This window comes from Aeromicrobium sp. REDSEA-S38_B2 (assembly GCF_001628525.1).
Classification (GTDB): domain Bacteria; phylum Actinomycetota; class Actinomycetes; order Propionibacteriales; family Nocardioidaceae; genus Aeromicrobium; species Aeromicrobium erythreum.
This window is the reverse complement of the sequence record NZ_LUNH01000092.1, coordinates 1-21453: the sequence shown is the minus strand read 5'-3', so window position 1 is coordinate 21453 and position 21453 is coordinate 1. Positions and strand designations below refer to the sequence as shown.

The following is a 21453-nucleotide window of genomic DNA, read 5'->3' as shown; positions in this document are numbered from 1 at the left end:
CGTCGAGGGCGACGAGCGGGATCGCCCGGGTCGAGGGTGCGCGGCGGAAGGGATGCATGTCGATACCGTAGGGGCATGGCGGCTGAACGGGTAGGACGCCCGGCGGCCGTGGACCGGCTGGCGCGAGTCACGGCACGCACCGTCTCCCGCTGCATCCAGCACCGGGTCACCGGCCTCGCGGCCGAGGCGGCGTTCTTCGCGATCCTGTCGCTGCCGCCCCTGGTGTTCGGTCTCGCCGGCACGATCGGCTTCGTCGCCGAGCGCTACGACGTCGCCCAGGTCGACGTACTGAAGGACCGGGTGCTCGAGCTCTCGTCCCAGGCGCTCACGCAGGGCACCGTCGACCAGGTCATCGCGCCCACGCTCGACGAGGTGCTGAGGTCCGGGCGCATCGACGTCGTCTCCATCGGGTTCGTGCTCGCGCTGTGGTCGGGCTCGCGGGCGCTCAACGTCTTCCTCGACACCATCTCCATCCTCTACGGCCTCGGCGGCGTGCGCGGCATCGTCAAGACGAGGGCGCTGTCGTTCTCGCTGTACGTCGTCGCCCTCGCGATCGCGATCGTCGTCGTGCCGCTGGTGCTCGCCGGCCCGGAGGTGGCGGCGTCGGTCGTGCCCTCGCAGCTGGCCGTCCTGCAGCCGCTGTACTGGCCGGCGGTGCTGCTCGTCTCAGTCGGCTTCCTCGCGTCGCTCTACCACCTGGCCGTCCCGGTCAAGGTGTCGTGGAGGTCCGGGCTGCCGGGTGCGTTCTTCACGATGGGGCTGTGGATCGGCGGCAGCCTGCTCGTGCGGTGGGCGCTCGGCTTTTCCACCGGTGGCACCTCCATCTACGGTCCGCTCGCCGCGCCCATCGCCGTCCTGCTGTGGCTGTACGTCATCTCCATCGCCGTGCTCATCGGCGCTGCGATCAACGCCTCCTTCGACGAGGACCGCCACCCCCGTCCCGACCGCTAGAATCGTCGCCCGTGAAGAAGATGCGGAAGGTCGCGGCCCTCGTCGTGGTGCTGCTCGGGGTCGCAGCGCTGCTCTTCGCGCTGCGTTCGTGCAGCCCCGACGACGACGGCGGATCCGGCTCCAGCGCCGACCCGACACCGTCGGCGTCGGCCAGCCCGTCGCTCGCGCCGACCAAGATGACCACCACGCGGATCGAGCAGTCGATCAAGACCCGTCTGGACCAGAACGCCGGTCAGCCGACCCGCGTCGAGTGCCCCGACCGGGTGCTGCAGAAGATCGGCACGGCCTTCGACTGCCAGGTGTTCTTCGCCAACCAGCCGAACACGGCGGCCGTCGCGGTCGCGGCGGTCAAGATCGACGGCCCCGACGGCCACTTCACCTGGAACTCCAAGCCCGTGTCGCAGGGGGAGTGACGTGGGCGCGTCGAAGAAGGTCCTGGCCGCGCTCGTGCTGACCGTCCTCGTGCTCGCCGGCGGCGTGTTCGGGCTGCGGTCGTGGCTCGGGACCGACGGCACCGAGGGGGACGACCAGCGAGCCGCGGGGGAGCGGGTCGTGCCGACGCGTTCGCCGGCGGCCGAGCCGGCCGCCTCCGCGTCGCCGTCGCCCTCGGCGACCCCCTCCCCGTCGGCGAGCCCGTCGCCGTCGGCCTCGCCGACCCCCTCCGCGTCGCCCACCCCGACCCGGTCGACGGCTCCGCGCCCCGCCCGACCCGCGCCCGCTGCTTCGCGGACGGTCCGGTCGACGGCTGCGGTGTCGGCGCAGGTGAAGGCATCGCTCGACGCCCAGGGTCGTCCCACAGTCGTCTCGTGCCCCCGATCGGTCCCGGCAGCGGTCGGCACGCGGTTCAGCTGCGCCGTCGCCTACGCGGCGCAGCCGTCGGTGGTCGTGGCCGACGCGATCGTGCGGATCACGTCGGCCGACGGCACCTTCACCTGGCGCTCCGTCTCGCGCACCTGACGTCGCTCCGGGTTGCGGTACTGGCAGACGCACCTAGATTGGAGCTACGCCGGGTCCGGCCGTCGGCTTGCGCAGCTCGACGGCCGCCCGGCGGTATCGCGTCAGGACGGGCCCGGGCCTCGAGCGGGACGCAGCAACGACGCAGACACCCAGTTCGCCACCAGCGCGCCCGTCGGCAGCAGCATGACCACGTACGCCCACCAGCCGTCGTCGCGGCGCTGCCAGGTGACGAGCAGGCCGGGGTAGGGCCGCAGGTCGACCTGGCGCGCGGACGGCGCCACCCACACGTGACGCGCGCGCTCGACCGACGACGTCTCCGGCGACGGCCTGGCTGCCGTGGAGCGCGGCGTGTCATGGGGGTGGGCGCTCACCCGGACGATGGTAGTCGAACACGTGGTCGAATGCGCAGCGGAACGGCTCGTCCTCGAGATGCGGATGCAGCAGACCTGCGTACCGTCGAGCGCACCGGTTCGGTGAGTTTCCCGGACCGGGCCAGCCTCACACCAGCCCCGCATCTCGCATGTCGGTGTGACGACGAGCGGCCCCGCCAGTGGCGGGGCCGCTGTCGTGCGCAGCGCGATGCCAGCGTCTCGGGCGTTCTGTCGCGACCGGGCTCGACGTACGCTCCCCGCATGAGGCGTCGTCTGGTCGCGGTCGCGGTGGTCCCCCTGCTGCTCCTGACGGCCTGCGGCGGGTCCGGCGGTGGGTCCGCGCCGATCGCCACGGAGCCGGGGCCGGCGGAGTCGGCGTCGGGTGCGCAGGGTGAGGTGCTCGAGCAGGCCGTCGTCCGCTACGTCGACGCCTTCCACGGCGGTCGCGCCGACGACGCGTACGCGTTTCTGTCCGCGCGGTGCCGTGAGGAGCTGCCGTTCGCCGAGTTCCGGCGGATGACGAGCCAGGCCACCGAGCTCGACGGTGACGACCCCCTGCGCGACGTCGACGTCACAGCCGACGGCGCACGCGGCACGGTGTCGTACGAGCTCGACGTCGAGTCGCTGTCGGAACGAGACCAGCCCTGGGTCCGGGAGGACGGCGGCTGGCGCAACGACGACTGCTGAGGCCGGTCGCACACGGACGACCGGGACGGCTCGGGGCGCGACGGCTCCCCGCGTCACGCCCCGAGTCGGTCAGCGTCGCCCCTGGCCGACGCGCTCCCGTGTCGACGGGTGGTGCGCCACGGGCGCACCGACCGACGTCGACGGCCTCCACTCAAGCAGAGGTCCCGGAGGGCCGCACTCCCATTCCTGGGACCCTGCCGGTCGGCATCGGTCCCCTCGTCGTCGCGACACGCCGGATGAACATTGTGCGGTTTCGTCCCGCAACGACCCGGGGACCTCTAGATTGAGCGCCGGCCCGGTCCGCAGCGCATGGCGGCCGGACCTGGCGGTGGGTCCGATTCCCGAGGTCGAGCCCGTCGTCTGATGAGGCCCGCGAGGCGTCCGGTGGTCCTCGTCGCCGCGCGGGCCCATCTCCTCTCGCTCTGACCGCTTGTCGACACGTGGTGGAGATCACATCGCAGACGGACTCGCACGCCGCGTGGGACCAGGTCATGGGGGAAGGCAGTACACAGCACCGTCGGGTTCAACCCAGGAGCCCCGAGTGCGAGCGGCTGGGGCGGCTTCGGCCGAAGCGCCCTGGCTGCGCTCGGGGGCCGCGTGCGCGACGATCAGCCCGGCCGCAGGTCGTGCACGAGGACCATGCCAAGGGACCTCGGCGCCGTCTCGACGAACCCCATCGAGGCGTACAGCCGGCGCCCGGGGGCGTCGGCCATGAGCGTCACGTACGGGTCGGGCGGAGCGACTTCGGCGATCTGCTCGAGCAGGTCGGTCAGGACCAGACGCCCCAGCCCGCGACCCTGGTGCTCCGGCAGGGTCGCCATGTCGGCGACGTGGAAGTACCAGCCGCCGTCGCCGATGACGCGACCCATGGCCACGGCCCGTCCCTCGTGCTCGACGACGCTCCACGCCCAGCTGCCCGCCAGCGCGCCCTCACCCTGGGTCGCGGACCTCGGGGTCAGGCCCGACGTGCTCCGCAGGCGGAGATAGTCCTCGAGCGTCGGGGGCGTCCTGAGGACCCGGTCACCGGTCGTCGTCATCGCACCGACGGTAGACGAGCGCGCGACGCCGTCCCGCGGGAGCCCGGGGACCGGCCACCAACGACGAGACGCCGCCCACGCTCTCGGGGAGATGAGAGTCGTCGACAGCGTCTCGCGGGCCCAGCTCCTCGTGAAGCAGGCGCAATGTCGTGGATCGTTCCTTGGGAGAGTGGATCAGCGACGGCACGAGGCTAGCGGCCTGGCGGGCGGCTCGACCACGTCTTCGGCCATGCCGAATCTCACCCCTGGTCCGACCCATCCACGCTGTGGCGGGCGACGAACATCTTGGCCGAGGAGAGTCGACGCTACGAGCGGGGGTCGATGTCGGCGCGGTATCGACGCACTCCCCAGGCGATGAGAGCGAAGCCCACGGCGATGCCGGTCCATGTGGGCCATCCCGGTTGCCGGCCCACCGTGGAGCCCGCCCAGATCTGCATGATCCAGTAGAGGATCGAGCAGACGCCCAGGGCGATCTCCGACCGGGCCCGTGATCTCAACCCCCTGCGTCGGCAGCGGGGCGACTCGTCGGGGCTGCGTCTCATGCTGGAACGGTCTCAGATCGGGCGGTCGGCTGCACGGCGCAGCCGAGTGGCGAGTGCCTCCGACCCGCGTGCGCAGACTCCCGCCGCACGGACACCGCGCGAGCACGGGTGGCTACTACGAGAAGAGCCCCGGAATCCTTGGGATTCCGGGGCTTTCTGCTGGTGGGCGATACTGGGTTTGAACCAGTGACCTCTTCCGTGTCAGGGAAGCGCGCTACCGCTGCGCCAATCGCCCGTGGGTGGTGCTGTTCTGTTGGGGATCGAGGTGGGTACGGGATTTGAACCCGTGTACACGGATTTGCAGTCCGTTGCCTCGCCTCTCGGCCAACCCACCGCTGGATGGGTATGGGGACCCTCTCCGAGCGGACAACGAGATTCGAACTCGCGACCCTCACCTTGGCAAGGTGATGCTCTACCACTGAGCTATGTCCGCATTCGCACCGTTCCCGGCGCGAGATGAAACATTAGTACATGCCCGTGCGGCGGCCAAACAGGGGGGTCCGGACGGGCGCGTTAGGGTGGGGCCATGCGTGCCTGGCTGAACGGAAAACTGCTGGAATCACCGGACGAACCGGCCCTCAGCGTGCTCGACCACGGGCTCGTCGTGGGCGACGGCGTGTTCGAGACCGTCGCCGTCGACGACGGGCAGCCGTTCGCCCTCACGCGTCACCTCGACCGGCTCGCACGCTCCGCCGAGGGGCTCGGCATCGGTCGGCCCGACCTCGGCCTCCTGCGCGAGGGGATCGACGCGACCCTGGACGGCCAGGACCTCCCGTTCGGGCGGGTGCGGATCACCGTCACGTCGGGTCGGGGTCCGCTCGGCTCGCCCCGCGGCGACCACGGGCTCACCCACGTCGTCGTCACCGAGCCGGCCCAGAAGCCGCCGTCGGTCGCCACGATCATCACGGTGCCGTGGCCGCGCAACGAACGAGGCGCGCTGTCCGGTCTCAAGACCACGTCGTACGCCGAGAACGCCAGGATGATCGAGGCGGCACGCGCCGCGGGCGCGTCGGAGGCGGTCATGCCGAACACCCAGGGCCACCTGTGCGAGGGCACGGGCTCGAACATCATGTACGTCCTCGACGGCACCCTCGTCACCCCCACGCTCGCGTCGGGCTGCCTGGCCGGCATCACCAGGGCGCTGGCGCTCGAGTGGCTCGCCGACGAGCTCGACGTCGTCGAGCGCGACGCGCCGATCGAGGTGCTCGCCGACGCCGAGGAGGTCGTCCTCGTCGGCACGACGCGCGACATCCAGGCCATCTCGCACGTCGACGGACGACCCGTCGCCGCGGCTCCCGGGCCCGTCACGCAGCGTGCGCAGGCCATCTGGACGCGGGAGGCCGCGAAGACGTCGGACCCGTAGCTCGACCTCGAGACGGGGTGGAGTAAGGTTCTGACGTCCCCGGGCGATTGGCGCAGTGGTAGCGCGCTTCGTTCACACCGAAGAGGTCACTGGTTCGAACCCAGTATCGCCCACCGACACGCAGGCCCCCGGCTCTCGAGCCGGGGGCCTCGTCGTTCGCCCCGCGCTCCTACGATGGCCGGCATGTCGATCGAGAGCGCCCGCGCCCACCTCGCCCGCTTCGGACGCGACGGCGACGTCGTCGAGACGTCCGGGTCGAGCGCGACGGTCGAGCTGGCGGCCGCGGAGCTCGGCGTCGAGCCGACGCGCATCGCGAAGACGCTCGGCTTCTACGGACGGGAGCCGGGCACCAGCATCCTCGTCGTCGCCGCGGGCGACGCGCGGGTCGACAACGCGGCCTTCAAGGCGACGTTCGGCCTGAAGGCGCGCATGCTCAAGCCCGACGACGTCGAGGCGCTCACGGGCCACCCTGCGGGCGGTGTGTGCCCGTTCGCCAACCCCGAGGGGGCCGCCGTGCACCTCGACGAGTCGCTGCGACGGTTCCCGACGGTCTACCCGGCCGTCGGCAACGCGGCGTCGGCCATCGAGCTCGCGCCCGACGAGCTCGAGGTCGTCGCGGAGCCCGTCGGCTGGGTGAGCGTGACCAAGCAGCCCCCTCCCGCGGGATGAGGCCGCGAGCCGGGGGAGGGGGGCGTCAGGTGGTCTCGGCCGTGCCGAGCGGGTCGAGGCGCACCCACCCGCGGTCGGTGTGACGCTCGAGGCGCAGCCCGCGGCCCTCGCCGGGGGTGGGGGCCTCGAACGGTCGGCTCGAGCGCCAGGCGACGGCCGCCTGGTCGTGCTCGAGCGTCTCCTCGGCGACGACGTCGCCGTCCTCCGTGGTCAGTCGGTACTCAGCCATGGGACCACCGTGCCGTGGAACGCGACGACGTGCGAGCCGAGGTCAGCCGCGACCGAAGAGCAGCCGGAACCTCGACGCCCGTACCGACACGACCGGACGCCGTCCCGCGAGCAGCGACAACGGGCCCGAGAACGTCCACGACGTGCGCAGCAGCTGTGCGCGGAGGCGTCCGCGCACGGACGTGACGACGGAGCGCCCGCCCCGTCGCTGCACCACGCGGAACGAGAGCGGCCAACGACCCGGAAGGCCCACCGTGCGCGCGACCTCGACGCTCGCGAGGCCGTCGCCGCGGTGCCGACGACCCGGCTCGACATCGAAGCGGGCGAGGTCCTTCGGGATGGCCCACAGCGCGCGCCCACCGTCGCGCGACGCCTCGCTGTCGACCCAGATCCATGGGATCCACACGCGCGGTCGCACGCCGCGGCGCACGAGCACGGTCGCCATGACCTCGTCGTAGACGAGTGGGCTCGGCTCCTCGTACCGGAAGAAGGCGGCGGTCACGACCGCCCGCCCCGCCACGGAGACGACACGGGTGCCGGGCGGCGGCGCCGGCAGCGACCGGACGGGCACGAGGAACACCGACGCGACCGCCTGGCCGTGCAGGTCCCACGGCTCGGGGGGATAGCTCACGCCCACGCGAAGTCCTCGACGTCGAGCGAGCGCACCCGGCGGTGGTACGGGTACGTCGACCCGGGCCAGTTCGACGTGATGCGACCCGACGGGTGGCGGTACCAGCTGTCGCAGCTGCCCCAGACCGACTTCTCCAGCCGCTCCTGCACCTGCCGGTCGTAGGCGGCCTCGACCTCGGGGCGCACGTCGACCGTGGCGTGGGCGCCCTCGCGCATCCGGTCGAGCACCTGACGCATGTGCCGGGCCTGCGCCTCGAGCATGTAGATGATCGACCCGCCGCCGAGGTTCGTGTTCGGGCCGTAGGAGACGAACAGGTTCGGGAAGCCGGGCACGTACATGCCGAGGTGGGCGTGCGCGCCGTCGACCCAGCGCTTGGCGAGGGCCTCGCCGTCCACGCCGCGCACGTCGATCGTGTCCAGGAAGTCCTGGGCGGCGAAGCCGGTCCCGTAGACGATGACGTCGGCCGGGTGCACGGTGCCGTCGGCGGTCTCGAGCCCCTCGGGGACGACCCGCACGATGCGCTCGGCGACGACGTCGACGTGGTCGCGCTCCAGCGTCGGGTAGAACGTGTTGGAGAACAGGATCCGCTTGCAGCCGATGGGGTAGTCGGGCGTGAGGACCTCGCGCAGGCGCGGGTCGCGCACCTGACGGTGCAGGTGCGCGAGGGCCACGCGCTTCTCGATGGCGCCGACGACCGTGCCCTCGTCGAGACCGCGCGAGAACTGCTCGCCGAACGTCCACCACAGCGGACGCTCGAGCCGGATCCCCGGTCGCCACCAGCGGGGGAGCGGCCCGTCGGGCTTGGGCAGGATGTAGTTCGGCGAGCGCTGGAACAGCGTCAGCTCGCCGGCCACGTCGGCCAGGTGCGGCACGTACTGGATGGCGCTCGCGCCGACGCCGACCGCGGCGACCCGCTTCCCGCGCAGGTCGAGGTCGTGGTCCCAGCGCGCCGAGTGGAACGCGTCGCCCTCGAAGTCGTCGATGCCGGGGATGGAGGGCAGCCGTGGCTCCGACAGCTGCCCCACGGCGCTCACGAGCACCTGCACCCGCTCGAGCGAGCCGTCGGCGAACCCGACCTCCCACTGCTGGTCGGTCTCGTGCCAGTGCGCCGAGACGACCTCGCGGCGCAGCTGCACGAGCGGCGTGATGCCGAGGTCGTCGGCCGTGCGCCGCAGGTAGGCGTGGATCTCGGGCTGCAGCGCGTACCGGCGCGACCACTCGGTGTTCACGGCGAAGGAGAACGAGTACAGCGGGGAGGGGACGTCGCAGCCGGCACCGGGGTAGGTGTTGTCGCGCCACACCCCGCCGACGTCGTGGCCGCGCTCCCACAGCCGTACGTCGGCGTGGCCGTGCTGCAGGAGCTCGGCCGCCACGGCGATGCCGCCGAAGCCCGAGCCGATGATGCCGACGGACGTCATGAGCCCTCCAGGACGTGGACGAGGTGGGTGGTGAGCAGGTCGAGGACGTCGTCGCGCGTCAGCGTGCCCCGCTGGAGCCACTCGCGGCACAGCGCCTTCACGTACGCGGCCGAGGCCCGCAGCCGGGCCCGCAGCACGGGGGAGTCGGGGAGCCCGACGGCGTCGAGCACGAGACGGGCGGCGCGGTCGTCGGCCTCGTCGACCACGACCTGCAGGTCGGACTCCCCGTGCAGCTCGGCGGCGCCGGACGCCGCGACCCAGGCCTGCCCGTACGTCTGCGCGGCGTCGAGGATCCAGTCCATCGTCACGCGCACGCGCTCGGAGAGCGGCAGGTGCAGCAGGTCCGGCAGCTCCGTCTCGGGCATGAGCGTGGAGTCGCGCATGACGGCGAGGAAGATCTCGCGCTTCGACCCGAAGTAGTGGTGCAGGAGCCCGCGGGTGACGCCGGCGGCACGCGCCAGCTCGGCGAGGGAGACGTCGTCGTAGGCGCGCTCGGCGTAGAGCGTGCGCGCGGCCTCGACGATCTGGCGGCGCCGGGCGTCGGGCTCGAGACGGGTGCGGGAGACGGCGGTCACAGGACGAGTGAACAACGCTATTGGCAAAGTGTCAACAAGCGGGTACGGTGCCAGGCATGAAGCACTACGACGTCCTGGTGGTCGGCTCCGGGTTCGGCGGCAGCGTGACCGCGCTCAGGCTCACCGAGAAGGGGTACTCCGTCGGGGTCATGGAGGCCGGTCGACGCTTCGCCGACGACGAGCTGCCCGAGACGTCGTGGCGTCTGCGTCGCTACCTGTGGGCCCCGTGGGCGCGCTGCTTCGGCATCATGCGCATCACGCCGCTCAAGGACGTCCTCATCGCGAGCGGCACCGGCGTCGGCGGCGGCTCCCTGGTGTACGCGAACACGCTCTACCAGCCGCTCGACGGCTTCTACGACGACCCGCAGTGGGCGCACGTCACCGACTGGCGCGACGAGCTCGCCGCGCACTACGACCAGGCTCGCCGCATGCTCGGCGTCGCGACCTACCCGCGCACGACCCTGCCCGACCGGCTGATGGCGGAGGTCGCCGAGGGGCTCGGCGTCGGTGACACGGTCCACGCCGCCGACGTCGGCGTGCTGTTCGGCGACCGTCCCGGCGAGGAGGTCGACGACCCGTACTTCGGCGGCGCCGGGCCCACGCGCCGCACGTGCACCGACTGCGGCGCGTGCATGACCGGCTGCCGGCACAACGCCAAGAACACGCTCGTGAAGAACTACCTGCACCTGGCCGAGCGGGGCGGCGCCCAGGTCCACCCGCTCACCACGGTGACCGACGTGCGTCCGCGGCGCGGCGGTGGCTACGTCGTGCACACGCGACGCACCGGCAACCGGCTGCGGCGTCGTCGCTTCAGTGCCGACCAGGTGGTCTTCGCGGGCAACGCGCTCAACACGCAGGACCTGCTGCACCGGCTCCGCCGTCGCTCGCTGCCGGAGATCTCCGAGCGGCTGGGGGAGCTGAGCCGCACGAACTCCGAGGCGGTGCTCTCGGCCCGCGCGAGTGCGAAGGACGCCGACGTCACGCCCGGCGTCGCGATCACGTCGTCGTTCCACCCAGACCCGCAGACGCACGTCGAGCCCGTCCGCTACGGCCGGGGGTCGGGCGCGCTGAGCCTGATGAACATGGCGCTGGCCGACCACCGTGGTGGCGGCTCGCAGCTGCGCAAGGTGCTGCGCGGCTACCGCGGCCTCGGGCTGCGCGGAACCCTGCGCCTGCACGACCCGCGCCGCTGGGCCGAGCAGTCGGTCGTGGTGCTCGTCATGCAGTCGCTCGACAACTCCGTCACGACGTTCCTCAAGCGTGGTCCGTTCGGCCTGAGGATGAGCAGCAGGCAGGGCACGGGCGCGCCGAACCCGTCGCACATCCCCGTGGCCGACCACGTCGCCCGCGAGATCGCCGACAAGCTCGACGGCGTGCCAGGCGGCTCCGTCGGCGAGCTCGTCGGCATCCCGCTCACGGCCCACTTCATCGGGGGCTGCCCGATCGGCACCACCCCGCAGGAGGGCGTCATCGACCCCTACCAGCGGCTGTTCGGGCACGACGGCCTGCACGTCGCGGACGGCTCGGCGATCAGCGCGAACCTCGGGGTCAACCCGTCGCTCACGATCACGGCCCAGGCGGAGCGGGCGATGTCGTTCTGGCCCAACCATGGCGAGCCCGACCCGCGTCCGCCGCTGGGCTCGGCGTACCGCCGGGTCGACGCCGTCGCCCCCCACCGGCCGGTGGTGCCCGAGGGAGCGCCGGGCGCGCTGCTCCTGCCCACGCCGCGCCTGCGCGTCGGGGCCTCGTGACGCCTCGCCGACGTCAGGTCAGTCGGGGACGCCCCACGTGTACGTCTGCTTGACCAGCTTCAGGTAGGTGAACGTCTCGGTGCTGACGACGTCGTCCCGGGCGCGGATGTTCTCCGAGAGCACCTGCAGCAGGTGCTCGTCGGTCTCGCACACGAGCTCGAGGATGATGTCGAACGAGCCCGCCGTGATGACCACGTAGTCGACCTCGGGGATCTCGGCGAGGCTCTCGGCGAGCGGCTCCAGCGGACCTTTGCCGCGGATGCCGATGAGGGCCTCCCGCGCGAAGCCGAGCTGCATCGGGTCGGTGACCGCGACGATGTTGATGACACCGGAGTCCGTCAGCTTCTGCACGCGCTGGCGCACCGCGGCCTCGGACAGCCCCACCTCCTTGCCGATGGCCGCGTACGACATGCGGCCGTCGACCTGCAGCAGCGCGATGATGCGCTTGGCGACCTCGTCGAGCACCGGGGCGCTCACGGTGTCGCCTCGGGGACGGCGGGGGACTGGCGAACGTTCATGCGGAGATCTTGACCCACGCCTCCGTCAGCACGCCACGCAGCACCTGCTCGATCTCGTCGAACTGGGCCTGCTCGGCCACCAGGGGCGGCGCCAGCTGGACGACCGGGTCGCCCCGGTCGTCGGCGCGGCAGTAGAGGCCGGCGTCGAGCAGCGCGTGCGACATGAACCCGCGCAGGAGCCGGTCGCACTCCTCGGACGTGAAGGTCTCCTTCGTGTCCTTGTCCTTCACCAGCTCGATGCCGTAGAAGAAGCCGTCGCCGCGCACGTCGCCGACGATCGGCAGGTCGCCCAGCCGCTCCAGGGTGCTGCGGAACGCGCCCTCCGTCGACCGCACGTGCTGGAGCAGGCCCTCGCGCTCGAAGAGGTCGAGGTTGGCCAGGGCCACGGCGCAGGAGACCGGGTGCCCGCCGAACGTGTACCCGTGCGCGAACATCTCGCCGGTGCGCTGGAAGGGCTCGGCGACGCGGTCGCTGACGATCGTCGCGCCGAGGGGGGAGTAGCCCGACGTCAGGCCCTTCGCGCAGGTGATCATGTCGGGCACGTAGCCGTAGCGCTCGGCCCCGAACGTGGTGCCGAGACGTCCGAAGGCGCAGATCACCTCGTCGGAGACCAGCAGCACGTCGTGGCGGTCGCAGATCTCGCGGACGCGCTGGAAGTAGCCGGCCGGCGGCGGGAAGCACCCGCCGGCGTTCTGCACCGGCTCCAGGAACACGGCGGCGACCGTCTCGGGACCCTCGGCCTCGATGGCCACCTCGATCTGGTCGGCCGCCCAGCGCCCGAACGCCTCGAGGTCGTCGGCGTGCTGCGGGGCGCGGTAGTGGTTGGTGTTGGGCACCCGGAACGTCGACGGCACGAGCGGCTCGAACTGCTGCTTCAGCGTCGGGAGGCCGGTGATCGAGAGCGCTCCGTGCGTGGTGCCGTGGTAGGCCACCGAGCGGCTGATCACCTTGTGCTTCATCGGCTTGCCGACGAGCTTGAAGTAGTTCTTCGCCAGCTTCCACGCCGTCTCCACGGCCTCGCCGCCGCCGCTGGAGAAGAACACGCGGTTCAGGTTGCCGGGCGCCAGCGACGCGATCCGCTCCGCGAGGTCGATCGCCGTGGGGTGCGCGTACGACCAGAGCGGGAAGAACGCGAGGTCCTGCGCCTGGCGGGCCGCCGCCTCGGCGAGCTCACGCCGACCATGGCCGGCCTGCACGACGAAGAGACCGGCGAGTCCGTCGAGGTAGCGCCGCCCCCGGTCGTCCCAGACGTAGCAGCCCTCGCCCCGCACGATCACGGGCACGTCCGCGGCGTCGGCGTCCTTCAGGGGCGCGAAGTGCATCCAGAGGTGGTCGCGCGCGGCTTTCTGACGTCGCGCGAGCTGCTCGTCGATGCTGGGGGCGCGATGGGGGTCGAGCGTGGGGTGGGTCATGGTTCCTCCGATCACTGCGAGTATTCGCGACGGAATGCGTCGAATGCAAGGGTCGAGGCGACTGAAGACGTAACGATCGTGTGACGACTCTTGTGGATTCCGTCGAGCGGGTGCAGAGTTCCTGCAACGAGTCGACGGGAGAGGAGCACCCATGGCGCAGGACGTGGGACCGGGAGCCGCCGACGTGGCCCCCACGGGCAGCAAGGGTCTGAAGGCCAACGCGATCGGCTTCTGGGAAGGTCTGTCGATCGGGCTCGACGCGACCGCACCGGCCTACTCGATCGCCGCGGTGCTCGGCTCGATGGTGGTGGTGGCGGGCATCCACGCCCCGGCGGTGCTGTGGTTGTCGTTCGTGCCGATGTTCCTCATCGCCGGTGCGTTCCTCTACATGAACCGGGCCGACACCGACTGCGGCACGACGTTCTCGTGGGTCACCCGGGCGATGGGCCCGTGGATCGGCTGGATGGGCGGCTGGGCCGTCTTCACCACCGGCGTGCTCGTCATCGGCTCCCTCGCCGACGTCGCCGCGCGCTACCTCTTCGTCATGGTCGGCGCCGACTCGCTCGCCGCCAACCGCCCGGTCGTCGTGACGATCGCCGTGGCCATCGTCGTCGTCATGACGTGGCTGTGCGTCCGTGGCACCGAGGCGTCGGCGAGGTTCCAGGTCTGGCTGGTCTTCGCGCAGGTCGGCGCGCTGCTCCTCTTCGTCGGCGTCGCCGCCGTGCGGCTCGCGACCGGGTCGCTCCCTGCCGGCGCGACGACCCCGAGCTGGAGCTGGCTCAGCCCCGCAGGCCTCGACTCCCACGAGCTCGTCAGCGGCCTGCTCATCGGCGTCTTCATCTACTGGGGCTGGGAGAGCGCGGTGAACCTGTCCGAGGAGTCGACCGACGGTGACACCACGCCCGGCCGCGCCGGCATCTGGAGCACCGTCATCCTCGTCGCGACCTACCTGGGCGTCGGGATCGTGACCATCGCCGCCGGAGGCGTCGACTTCGTCACCGGCTACGAGGACGACGACGCGCTGTTCGGTGCCGTCGGCGACCTCGTCATGGGTCCGTTCGCCTTCGTGCTGCTGCTCTCGATCATCACCTCGGGCATCGCCTCGACGCAGACGACCATCCTCCCCGCGTCGCGCGTGTCGCTCTCGATGGCGAGCGCCGGGGCGTTCCCGAAGGTGTTCGCCCGCATCCACGAGCGGTACGGGACGCCGTCGTTCAGCACATGGTTCATCGGCGCCGTGGCCATCGCCTGGTACGTCGGCGCGAGCGCGATCAGCGACAACTTCCTGTTCGACTCGATCTCGGCGCTGTCGCTGATGATCGCCTTCTACTACGGCCTCACCGGCCTGGCGTGCGCCATCTACTGGCGTCGACGGCTCTTCACGTCGGTCAAGGCGTTCCTGTTCATCGGCGTGGGTCCGCTCGTCGGCGCAGGCACCCTCTTCTACCTCCTGTACGAGTCCGTGCTCGACCTTTCCGACCCCGGCGCCTCCTACAGCGGCTCGTCGGTGCTCGGCGTCGGGCTGCCGCTCGCGATCGCCGTCGTCTTCCTCGTGCTCGGGCTGGTGCTCATGCTCGTCTGGCGGTTCACCGTCGGCACCACGTTCTTCACGCGCAAGGGCTTCGAGACCGTCTCCGACGAGGTGGCGCTGGCGGCGCTCGGCCCGACGCGTCCCGGAGCGGCCCTCGACTGAGCCGTCGTCGCGCCCCGTCACCTGCTCACCACCCCGCCCCACCACTGCACTCCGTCCCGACCCCGGGACATCTCCGAGGAGAGACATGAAGATCCTGCTGGTCGGCTCCGGCGGCGTCGGCGCCGCCTTCACGGCCATCGCCGCACGTCGCGACTTCTTCGAGCTCGTGGTCGTCGCCGACTACGACGAGGCGCGCGCCCGTGCCGCCGTCGACGCCCTCGACGACGACCGCTTCGTGGCAGCACGCGTCGACGCATCGTCGGCCGACGACGTCGCGGCCCTGTGCCGCGAGCACGACGTCACCCACGTCATGAACGCCGTCGACCCGCGGTTCGTCATGTCGATCTTCGACGGTGCGTTCGCCGCCGGCGCCGACTACCTCGACATGGCGATGTCGCTGTCGGTGCGCCACCCCGAGGAGCCCTACGCGAAGGTCGGCAAGAAGCTCGGCGACGACCAGTTCGCCGTCGCCGACCAGTGGGAGTCGGCCGGCCGTCTCGCCCTCGTCGGCATGGGCGTGGAGCCCGGCCTCTCCGACGTCTTCGCCCGGTACGCGGCCGACCACCTGTTCAGCGAGATCCGGGACCTGGGCACCCGCGACGGTGCCAACCTGGCGGTGCACGACGAGCACGGCAACGAGGTGTTCGCGCCGTCGTTCTCGATCTGGACGACGATCGAGGAGTGCCTCAACCCGCCCGTCGTCTGGGAGAGGGCGCGCGCCGACGAGCCCGACGGTGGCTGGTTCGTGACGCCCCCGTTCTCCGAGCCCGAGGTGTTTGACTTCCCCGAGGGCATCGGGCCCGTCGAGTGCGTCAACGTCGAGCACGAGGAGGTGCTCCTCATGCCGCGCTGGGTCGACGCCGAGCGGGTCACGTTCAAGTACGGGCTGGGGGAGGACTTCATCAACGTGCTCAAGGCCCTGCACGACGTCGGCCTCGACAGCACGACCGCCGTCCGCGTGCCGTCGGCGGACGGACCCGTCGAGGTCTCGCCCCGTGACGTCGTCGCCGCCTGCCTGCCCGACCCCGCGACCATCGGCCCGCGCATGACCGGCAAGACCTGCGCCGGGCTCTGGATCACCGGCACCGGCAAGGACGGGCAGCAGCGCGAGACGTACCTGTACCACGTCGTCGACAACGAGTGGGCCATGCAGGAGTACGGGCACCAGTGCGTCGTGTGGCAGACCGCCGTGAACCCGGTGGTCGCGCTCGAGCTGCTCGCGGACGGCACCTGGAGCGGCGCGGGGGTGCTCGGCCCCGAGGCCTTCGACGCCGTGCCGTTCCTGGAGCTGCTCACCGCCTACGGCTCCCCGTGGGGCCAGCGGGACTCCTGATCCTGCGCAGGCCCTAGGGTGAGGGCAAGCAGAACGGCCCAGCCGTAGGGGTCGTCGGGACCAGAATGGAGCACCGCCATGTCCGTCACCGTGCACGTCGCCGCCCAGGCGGGGGCCGAGGCAGCACCCCAGACCGTCGACGAGGGGACGAAGGCGTGGCAGCTCTTCGCCGAGCAGCCCGACGTCGTCGCCGCGCGCATCGACGGCGACCTGCGTGACCTGTCGACGCTGCTCGCCGAGGGCCAGACCGTGGTCCCGGTGACGCTCGACAGCCCCGACGGCCTCGACATCCTGCGCCACTCCACCGCGCACGTCATGGCCCAGGCCGTGCAGGAGCTGTTCCCGGAGGCCAAGCTCGGCATCGGTCCGCCGATCACCGACGGCTTCTACTACGACTTCGACGTCGCCGAGCCGTTCAAGCCCGAGGACCTGCAGGCCATCGAGTCGCGCATGAAGAAGATCGTCAAGGAGGGCCAGCGCTTCGACCGTCGCGAGATCAGCGACGACGCCGCGCGCGAGGAGCTCGCCGACGAGCCGTACAAGCTCGAGCTCATCGGCCTGAAGTCGAGCGCCGGCTCCACCGAGGGCGCGAGCGTCGAGGTCGGCGAGGGCGGCCTCAGCATCTACGACAACGTCAAGCGCGACGGATCGCTGGCCTGGAAGGACCTCTGCCGCGGCCCGCACCTGCCCACGACCAAGCGCATCCCCGCCTTCCGGCTCATGCGCTCGGCCGCCGCGTACTGGCGCGGCGACGAGAAGAACATGCAGCTGCAGCGCATCTACGGCACCGCCTGGCCCACCAAGGAGGCGCAGGAGGAGTACCTGCACCGCCTCGAGGAGGCGCAGCGTCGCGACCACCGACGCCTCGGCACCGAGCTCGACCTGTTCTCCTTCCCCGACGAGATCGGCTCCGGCCTGCCCGTCTTCCACCCGCGCGGTGGCGTGATCAAGCGCGAGATGGAGGACTACGTCCGTCGTCGGCACATCGAGGAGGGCTTCGAGTACGTCGGCACCCCGCACATCGCCAAGGAGGGCCTGTTCCACACGTCGGGCCACCTGCCGTACTACGGCGAGGGGATGTTCCCGGCGCTCGACGTCGACGGCCAGGACTACCGCCTCAAGGCGATGAACTGCCCGATGCACAACATCATCTACCGCTCCCGGCAGCGCTCCTACCGCGAGCTGCCGCTGCGGTTCTTCGAGTTCGGCCACGTGTACCGCAACGAGAAGTCCGGCGTCATCCACGGCCTCACGCGCGTGCGCGGGTTCGCCCAGGACGACTCGCACTCCTACGTCACCCCCGAGCAGGCGCCCGACGAGGTGCGTCACCTGCTGAACTTCATGCTCAGCCTGCTGCGCGACTTCGGCCTCGACGACTTCTACCTCGAGCTGTCGACCCGCGACGCGTCGAAGGACAAGTTCATCGGGTCCGACGAGGACTGGGAGCTCGCCACCCAGGTGCTCGCCGACGTGGCCGCGGAGACCGGGATCGAGCTCGTGCCCGACCCGGGTGGAGCGGCCTACTACGGCCCGAAGATCTCGGTGCAGGCGCGCGACGCGATCGGTCGCACCTGGCAGATGGGCACCGTGCAGTACGACTTCAACCAGCCGTCGCCGGAGCGGTTCAACCTGGAGTACGTGGCCGCCGACGGGACGCGCAAGCAGCCGGTGATGATCCACTCCGCGAAGTTCGGCTCGATCGAGCGGTTCCTCGGCGTGCTCGTGGAGCACTACGCCGGCGCCTTCCCTCCGTGGCTCGCGCCCGTCCAGGCGGTCGGCATCCCCGTCGCCGAACGGCACTCGGACTACCTGCACACGCTCGGCCAGCGGCTCCGTGGTGCGGGCATCCGCTTCGAGGTCGACGACTCCGACGAGCGCATGCAGAAGAAGATCCGCACCGCCCAGACGCAGAAGGTGCCCTTCATGCTGCTCGTCGGCGACCGCGACATCGAGGCCGACGCCGTCTCGTTCCGCTACCGCAACGGCGAGCAGGAGAACGGGGTGCCCGTCGACGACGCGGTGCGCCGCATCCTCGAGGCGGTGGCGTCGCGCGAGCAGGTCTGAGCGACACCAGCGCGTCCGTACGGCGCTCGCCCCCGTTCCCGGTGATCCGGGGACGGGAGCGACGTCGTGGCCCTAGGGTCGCGCCGTGAGCAGACGCATCCCCGCAGGAGTCAACGGTCGCCCGCTCGTTCTGTGCCTCGCCCTCCTGCTTGCCGTCGGCCTTCTCGGGCCTGCGGCTGCACCTGCCGCCGCTGGGGATGCCTACATCGGCCCAATCGGGCCACGGACCCGATGCGTGGAGTGGGCCGACCCGTTGCAGCTTCCCGTCGTGCGCTCCGTCGGGGCTGACGGGCCGCGCATCGGCCAGCTGATTCGGTGGGAGTACCGCACCAGCTCGAACGGTCCGTACGTCTCCACGGACGCCGTGGCCGTGCGGGAGGACGGCCTGGCCGTCCCGCCACCCGTGGAGGCATCGCTGGGTGAGACGGGGCATGGCCACGTCCGGTTCCTCGTCCTGGTCGGCGACACGTGGCACTACCTGAACGCGTCCGTCTTCTACCACCCGTCCCGCTCCGCCCTTCTGCGTGAAGCCTCGGTGCAGATCAGCGCACCAACGACCAAGAAGTGGTCTCAGGGCGTCGACGTGCTGGGGCTCTCGCCGCTCTACGAGGTGGCCGACGAGTCCGGAGCCTGCACCGAGGCGCCAGCGCGCGACGTGCAGCTGGAGGTCTGGGCAACTCACGGGATCACAGGTCAGCGCACGCTACTCGGCCGGGTCGACGTGGAACGTCGTGTCTGGAGCTTGATGACCTATCCGCCGACCACCGGCCCCTACTCCCTCACCGTCGAGCAGGTCCGAGCGGGGCAACGGCGCCAGGTCGCCGACACCGCGACCGTCACCCTCGTTCCCGACGACACGAAGCTCGGCGTCTCGGTGCCGGAAGCACGGGCTTACTCGCAGGGTCGTCGCCGTCAGGACGTGTGGTGGATGCCTCGCGGGACGCGCTTCAAGCTCGTGGTGACGCAGCAGCAGGAGTACTGGCGCCCGGTCGAGCTCGACGGTCCCTCGAGGATCGTCACCGCGCGCTTCACGGGGTGGGGTGCGCGCGCGGCCACGACCCTGTCCGACGTCGTGCTCACTCGTGGCACCCACATCCGCATCGGGCGACAGGAGCACGTCATGCGTGCCGGCGGCCGCTTCGAGCTCGCTTCCGCCGCTACCGCGACCGAGCCAGCGGGTCGGGTCAGGGCGGAAGTCCGACCGCTGCCGCGCCCTTCGTTCCCCTCGCGCACCACGCGAGCGCGGGCCTATCACCCCGTCGCCCGCACCGTGACGGTGAAGGACGGAGCGGGACTGAAGGCGTGGCTCGAGCTGAGGACCCGGGACGGCTGGTCGTCCGCCGGGCCGGAGCGCACGATCGGCAAGGACGGTCGGGTCCGCCTCCGCCTGGATAACGACACTCGACACACGCGTCAGTACCGACTCACCATCTGGGCTCCGTCCTACGAAGGCTCGATGCATCAGATCGTGGTGGCGCGCGGCCGCTGGACGATCCAGAACCGCTGACTTCGCACCACCGCGTCGGTCCCGGCAGCCGCGGTGAACCCCTCGTCTAGGGTGGGTCGGGTGAGCCTCGACGACCGCCTGGAGCGTCTCTGGGTGCCGTACCGCATGTCCTACGTGCGCGGCGAGGAGCCCGAGCCCGACGACACCTGCCCCTTCTGCCGCATCGCGGCCGGGGGAGCGCAGTCCGAGCTCGTCGTGCACCGCGGTGCCACCTGCTTCGTCGTGCTCAACCTCTACCCGTACAACCCCGGGCACCTCATGGTCGTGCCGAACCGGCACGTCGCCGACTACACCGAGCTCACGGCCGACGAGACCGCCGAGGTCGCGGCCCTGACGCAGACGGCGCTGCGCTCCATCCGCGCCGTGTCGGCACCGCAGGGGTTCAACGTCGGCCTGAACCTGGGCGGCGTGGCCGGCGGGTCGCTGTCGCAGCACCTGCACCAGCACGTCGTGCCGCGCTGGTCCGGCGACGCCAACTTCATGACCGTGCTCGGCCGCACCAAGACGCTGCCGCAGCTGCTCGAGGACACCCGCGACCTGCTGGCCGAGGCCTGGCCCGCAGCCCCCACCACCACTTCGACCACCCTTGGGGACGTCTGATGCTCGAACGCTTCCGCCAGTTCTGGACCAACGTGTGGTCCCCACTGGCCGACCTCCTGCTGCGCCTCGGCGTGAAGCCCGACCACGTGACCATCGTCGGCACGCTCGGCGTCAGCGCCGGCGCCCTGTGGTTCTTCCCGCGCGGGCAGTTCTTCATCGGCGTCATGGTGGTCACGGCGTTCGTGTTCAGCGACCTCATGGACGGCTACATGGCCCGCAAGTCGGGGCAGTCGTCGAAGTGGGGCGCGTTCCTGGACTCCACGCTTGACCGGGTCGGCGACGCGGCCGTCTTCGGCGGCCTGCTGCTCTACTACACGCGCCCCGACGCGGAGTCGACGCTCGGCCCGGCCGAGCTGTACCTCGGCCTCAGCCTCGCCTGCCTCGTGCTCGGCAGCCTCACGTCGTACGCACGCGCCCGCGCCGAGAGCCTCGGCATGCAGGCCAAGGGCGGCATCGCCGAGCGCGCCGACCGCCTCGTCGCCATCCTCGTCATGACCGGCTTCTCCGGCCTCCTCGACCTCCCCGTGCTGCGCGAGGTGACCCTGTGGGCCCTCGCCCTCGCCAGCCTCGTCACCGTCTTCCAGCGCATGGCGATCGTCCACCGCCAGGCCGTGCAGCAGCCGGGCCTGGACGTCTGACGTCGTCGGCGCGGCTTGCTTGACCTGCGGCTGCATCGTTGCGGGTCGGACTCGACCTGCGGCTGTGTTGGCGCGACTTCGACTCGGGGTGGGGCTGCGTCTGCGCGGCTTCGACTCGGGGTGGGGCTGCGTCTGCGCGGCTTCGACTCGTCCTGCGCTCCGAAAGGGCCTCGACCGGGCGGCTGGGTGGCGCGGCGGCTCCGGTTCTCGGGCTATGGCTTGCGGTGGGCGCAAGGATTCTGCGTTTGCGCGTCCCATCGGTGGATCTGCCACCTTCTGAGCGCTCTAGAGGTGGCAGATCCACCGCTAGCGGGTCAGACGTGGGCAGCGCTTCTCCCTTCCCGTGGCACGGTCCACGAGAAGGGAGAAGTGCTGCCCACCCCACCCCCAAGGGCACCCACGATTCTTCCTTCGTGCGCCCGCGGTCGAACGCTTCTGCGTTGGTGACGGGATCCCGTAGCAAACGGAGAAGCCTTGGAGTCCCAGCGCACGAACGCAGATCCTTGCG

Annotated in this window: 22 protein-coding genes and 4 tRNA genes; 14 read left to right on the top strand and 12 right to left on the bottom strand. The window is 71.2% G+C overall.

The window, feature by feature from the left end:
• Positions 1-75 precede the first annotated feature (75 nt).
• The 3 genes from A6Q81_RS15465 to A6Q81_RS15455 are packed head-to-tail and all read left to right on the top strand — an operon-like array spanning position 76 to position 1908.
• Positions 76-951, top strand: coding sequence for a YihY/virulence factor BrkB family protein (locus tag A6Q81_RS15465; protein ID WP_067858014.1), 876 nt, complete (start codon positions 76-78; stop codon positions 949-951).
• An 11-nt stretch (positions 952-962) separates the two neighbouring features.
• On the top strand, positions 963-1364 hold the full coding sequence (locus tag A6Q81_RS15460; RefSeq protein ID WP_067858011.1) for a DUF4333 domain-containing protein: 402 nt from the start codon (positions 963-965) through the stop codon (positions 1362-1364).
• A 1-nt stretch (position 1365) separates the two neighbouring features.
• The gene (locus A6Q81_RS15455) at positions 1366-1908 is read left to right on the top strand and encodes a DUF4333 domain-containing protein (RefSeq protein ID WP_067858008.1); all 543 of its coding nucleotides are present in this window, start codon (positions 1366-1368) and stop codon (positions 1906-1908) included.
• A 101-nt stretch (positions 1909-2009) separates the two neighbouring features.
• Here A6Q81_RS15455 and A6Q81_RS15450 read toward each other — a convergent pair whose 3' ends face one another.
• Positions 2010-2279 carry a hypothetical protein gene (locus A6Q81_RS15450; RefSeq protein WP_286691012.1) on the bottom strand — a complete coding sequence of 90 codons (270 nt, stop codon included), beginning with the start codon at positions 2277-2279 and terminating at the stop codon, positions 2010-2012.
• 261 nt (positions 2280-2540) lie between these two features.
• On the opposite strand from A6Q81_RS15450, the gene A6Q81_RS15445 reads away from it, so the two are divergent.
• A complete protein-coding gene (locus A6Q81_RS15445) occupies positions 2541-2966 on the top strand; it encodes a hypothetical protein (protein WP_286691011.1) in 426 nt (141 codons plus the stop codon).
• A gap of 608 nt (positions 2967-3574) precedes the next feature.
• Here A6Q81_RS15445 and A6Q81_RS15440 read toward each other — a convergent pair.
• The 5 genes from A6Q81_RS15440 to A6Q81_RS15420 all read right to left on the bottom strand — a co-directional run bounded on the left by A6Q81_RS15440 (position 3575) and on the right by A6Q81_RS15420 (position 4978).
• A complete protein-coding gene (locus A6Q81_RS15440) occupies positions 3575-4003 on the bottom strand; it encodes a GNAT family N-acetyltransferase (RefSeq protein ID WP_286691010.1) in 429 nt (142 codons plus the stop codon).
• A gap of 305 nt (positions 4004-4308) precedes the next feature.
• Positions 4309-4545 (bottom strand): hypothetical protein, encoded by a 237-nt coding sequence (locus A6Q81_RS15435; protein WP_286691009.1) that lies wholly within the window; start codon positions 4543-4545, stop codon positions 4309-4311.
• A gap of 160 nt (positions 4546-4705) precedes the next feature.
• Positions 4706-4780, bottom strand: a tRNA-Val gene (locus A6Q81_RS15430).
• 28 nt (positions 4781-4808) lie between these two features.
• Positions 4809-4879: transfer RNA gene (locus A6Q81_RS15425), tRNA-Cys, on the bottom strand.
• A gap of 27 nt (positions 4880-4906) precedes the next feature.
• Positions 4907-4978: transfer RNA gene (locus A6Q81_RS15420), tRNA-Gly, on the bottom strand.
• A 93-nt stretch (positions 4979-5071) separates the two neighbouring features.
• Here A6Q81_RS15420 and A6Q81_RS15415 point away from each other — a divergent pair.
• The 3 genes from A6Q81_RS15415 to A6Q81_RS15405 all read left to right on the top strand — a co-directional run bounded on the left by A6Q81_RS15415 (position 5072) and on the right by A6Q81_RS15405 (position 6577).
• Positions 5072-5908 carry an aminotransferase class IV gene (locus A6Q81_RS15415; RefSeq protein WP_286691008.1) on the top strand — a complete coding sequence of 279 codons (837 nt, stop codon included), beginning with the start codon at positions 5072-5074 and terminating at the stop codon, positions 5906-5908.
• A 41-nt stretch (positions 5909-5949) separates the two neighbouring features.
• A tRNA-Val gene (locus tag A6Q81_RS15410) sits at positions 5950-6021 on the top strand.
• A gap of 70 nt (positions 6022-6091) precedes the next feature.
• Positions 6092-6577, top strand: coding sequence for a YbaK/EbsC family protein (locus tag A6Q81_RS15405; protein ID WP_286691007.1), 486 nt, complete (start codon positions 6092-6094; stop codon positions 6575-6577).
• 25 nt (positions 6578-6602) lie between these two features.
• Here A6Q81_RS15405 and A6Q81_RS15400 read toward each other — a convergent pair whose 3' ends face one another.
• Genes A6Q81_RS15400 through A6Q81_RS15385 form a run of 4 tightly spaced genes read right to left on the bottom strand, consistent with a single transcriptional unit; the run spans position 6603 to position 9429 of the window.
• On the bottom strand, positions 6603-6806 hold the full coding sequence (locus tag A6Q81_RS15400; protein ID WP_067857982.1) for a hypothetical protein: 204 nt from the start codon (positions 6804-6806) through the stop codon (positions 6603-6605).
• Positions 6807-6848: 42 nt separating this feature from the next.
• Positions 6849-7436, bottom strand: coding sequence for an acetoacetate decarboxylase family protein (locus A6Q81_RS15395; protein ID WP_286691006.1), 588 nt, complete (start codon positions 7434-7436; stop codon positions 6849-6851).
• A complete protein-coding gene (locus A6Q81_RS15390) occupies positions 7433-8854 on the bottom strand; it encodes a flavin-containing monooxygenase (RefSeq protein WP_286691005.1) in 1422 nt (473 codons plus the stop codon). The genes A6Q81_RS15395 and A6Q81_RS15390 overlap by 4 nt, the downstream gene beginning before the upstream one ends.
• Positions 8851-9429, bottom strand: coding sequence for a TetR/AcrR family transcriptional regulator (locus A6Q81_RS15385; protein ID WP_286691004.1), 579 nt, complete (start codon positions 9427-9429; stop codon positions 8851-8853). The genes A6Q81_RS15390 and A6Q81_RS15385 overlap by 4 nt, the downstream gene beginning before the upstream one ends.
• Before the next feature lie 56 nt (positions 9430-9485).
• Between A6Q81_RS15385 and A6Q81_RS15380 the strand changes: the two genes are divergently transcribed.
• Positions 9486-11180 carry an FAD-dependent oxidoreductase gene (locus A6Q81_RS15380; RefSeq protein ID WP_286691003.1) on the top strand — a complete coding sequence of 565 codons (1695 nt, stop codon included), beginning with the start codon at positions 9486-9488 and terminating at the stop codon, positions 11178-11180.
• Between the two features lie 18 nt (positions 11181-11198).
• Here A6Q81_RS15380 and A6Q81_RS15375 read toward each other — a convergent pair whose 3' ends face one another.
• Both A6Q81_RS15375 and A6Q81_RS15370 read right to left on the bottom strand, forming a co-directional pair.
• The gene (locus tag A6Q81_RS15375; protein WP_067857968.1) at positions 11199-11657 is read right to left on the bottom strand and encodes an Lrp/AsnC family transcriptional regulator; all 459 of its coding nucleotides are present in this window, start codon (positions 11655-11657) and stop codon (positions 11199-11201) included.
• Positions 11658-11694: 37 nt separating this feature from the next.
• Positions 11695-13110 (bottom strand): aspartate aminotransferase family protein, encoded by a 1416-nt coding sequence (locus tag A6Q81_RS15370; protein WP_286691002.1) that lies wholly within the window; start codon positions 13108-13110, stop codon positions 11695-11697.
• 151 nt (positions 13111-13261) lie between these two features.
• Here A6Q81_RS15370 and A6Q81_RS15365 point away from each other — a divergent pair, with 151 nt between their 5' ends.
• From A6Q81_RS15365 to pgsA, 6 genes are all read left to right on the top strand, one after another.
• The gene (locus A6Q81_RS15365; RefSeq protein WP_286691001.1) at positions 13262-14803 is read left to right on the top strand and encodes an APC family permease; all 1542 of its coding nucleotides are present in this window, start codon (positions 13262-13264) and stop codon (positions 14801-14803) included.
• 85 nt (positions 14804-14888) lie between these two features.
• Positions 14889-16136 (top strand): saccharopine dehydrogenase family protein, encoded by a 1248-nt coding sequence (locus tag A6Q81_RS15360; protein ID WP_286691000.1) that lies wholly within the window; start codon positions 14889-14891, stop codon positions 16134-16136.
• Positions 16137-16214: 78 nt separating this feature from the next.
• Entirely contained in the window at positions 16215-18200 is a 1986-nt protein-coding gene (gene thrS / locus A6Q81_RS15355; RefSeq protein ID WP_286690999.1) for a threonine--tRNA ligase, read from the top strand.
• 268 nt (positions 18201-18468) lie between these two features.
• Positions 18469-19707 carry a hypothetical protein gene (locus tag A6Q81_RS15350; protein ID WP_286690998.1) on the top strand — a complete coding sequence of 413 codons (1239 nt, stop codon included), beginning with the start codon at positions 18469-18471 and terminating at the stop codon, positions 19705-19707.
• 60 nt (positions 19708-19767) lie between these two features.
• Positions 19768-20307: an HIT family protein gene (locus A6Q81_RS15345; RefSeq protein WP_502692827.1), complete on the top strand. Its 540-nt coding sequence runs from the start codon at positions 19768-19770 to the stop codon at positions 20305-20307.
• Positions 20307-20945 (top strand): phosphatidylinositol phosphate synthase, encoded by a 639-nt coding sequence (gene pgsA, locus A6Q81_RS15340; RefSeq protein WP_286690997.1) that lies wholly within the window; start codon positions 20307-20309, stop codon positions 20943-20945. The genes A6Q81_RS15345 and pgsA overlap by 1 nt, the downstream gene beginning before the upstream one ends.
• The last annotated feature ends 508 nt before the right edge of the window (positions 20946-21453 follow it).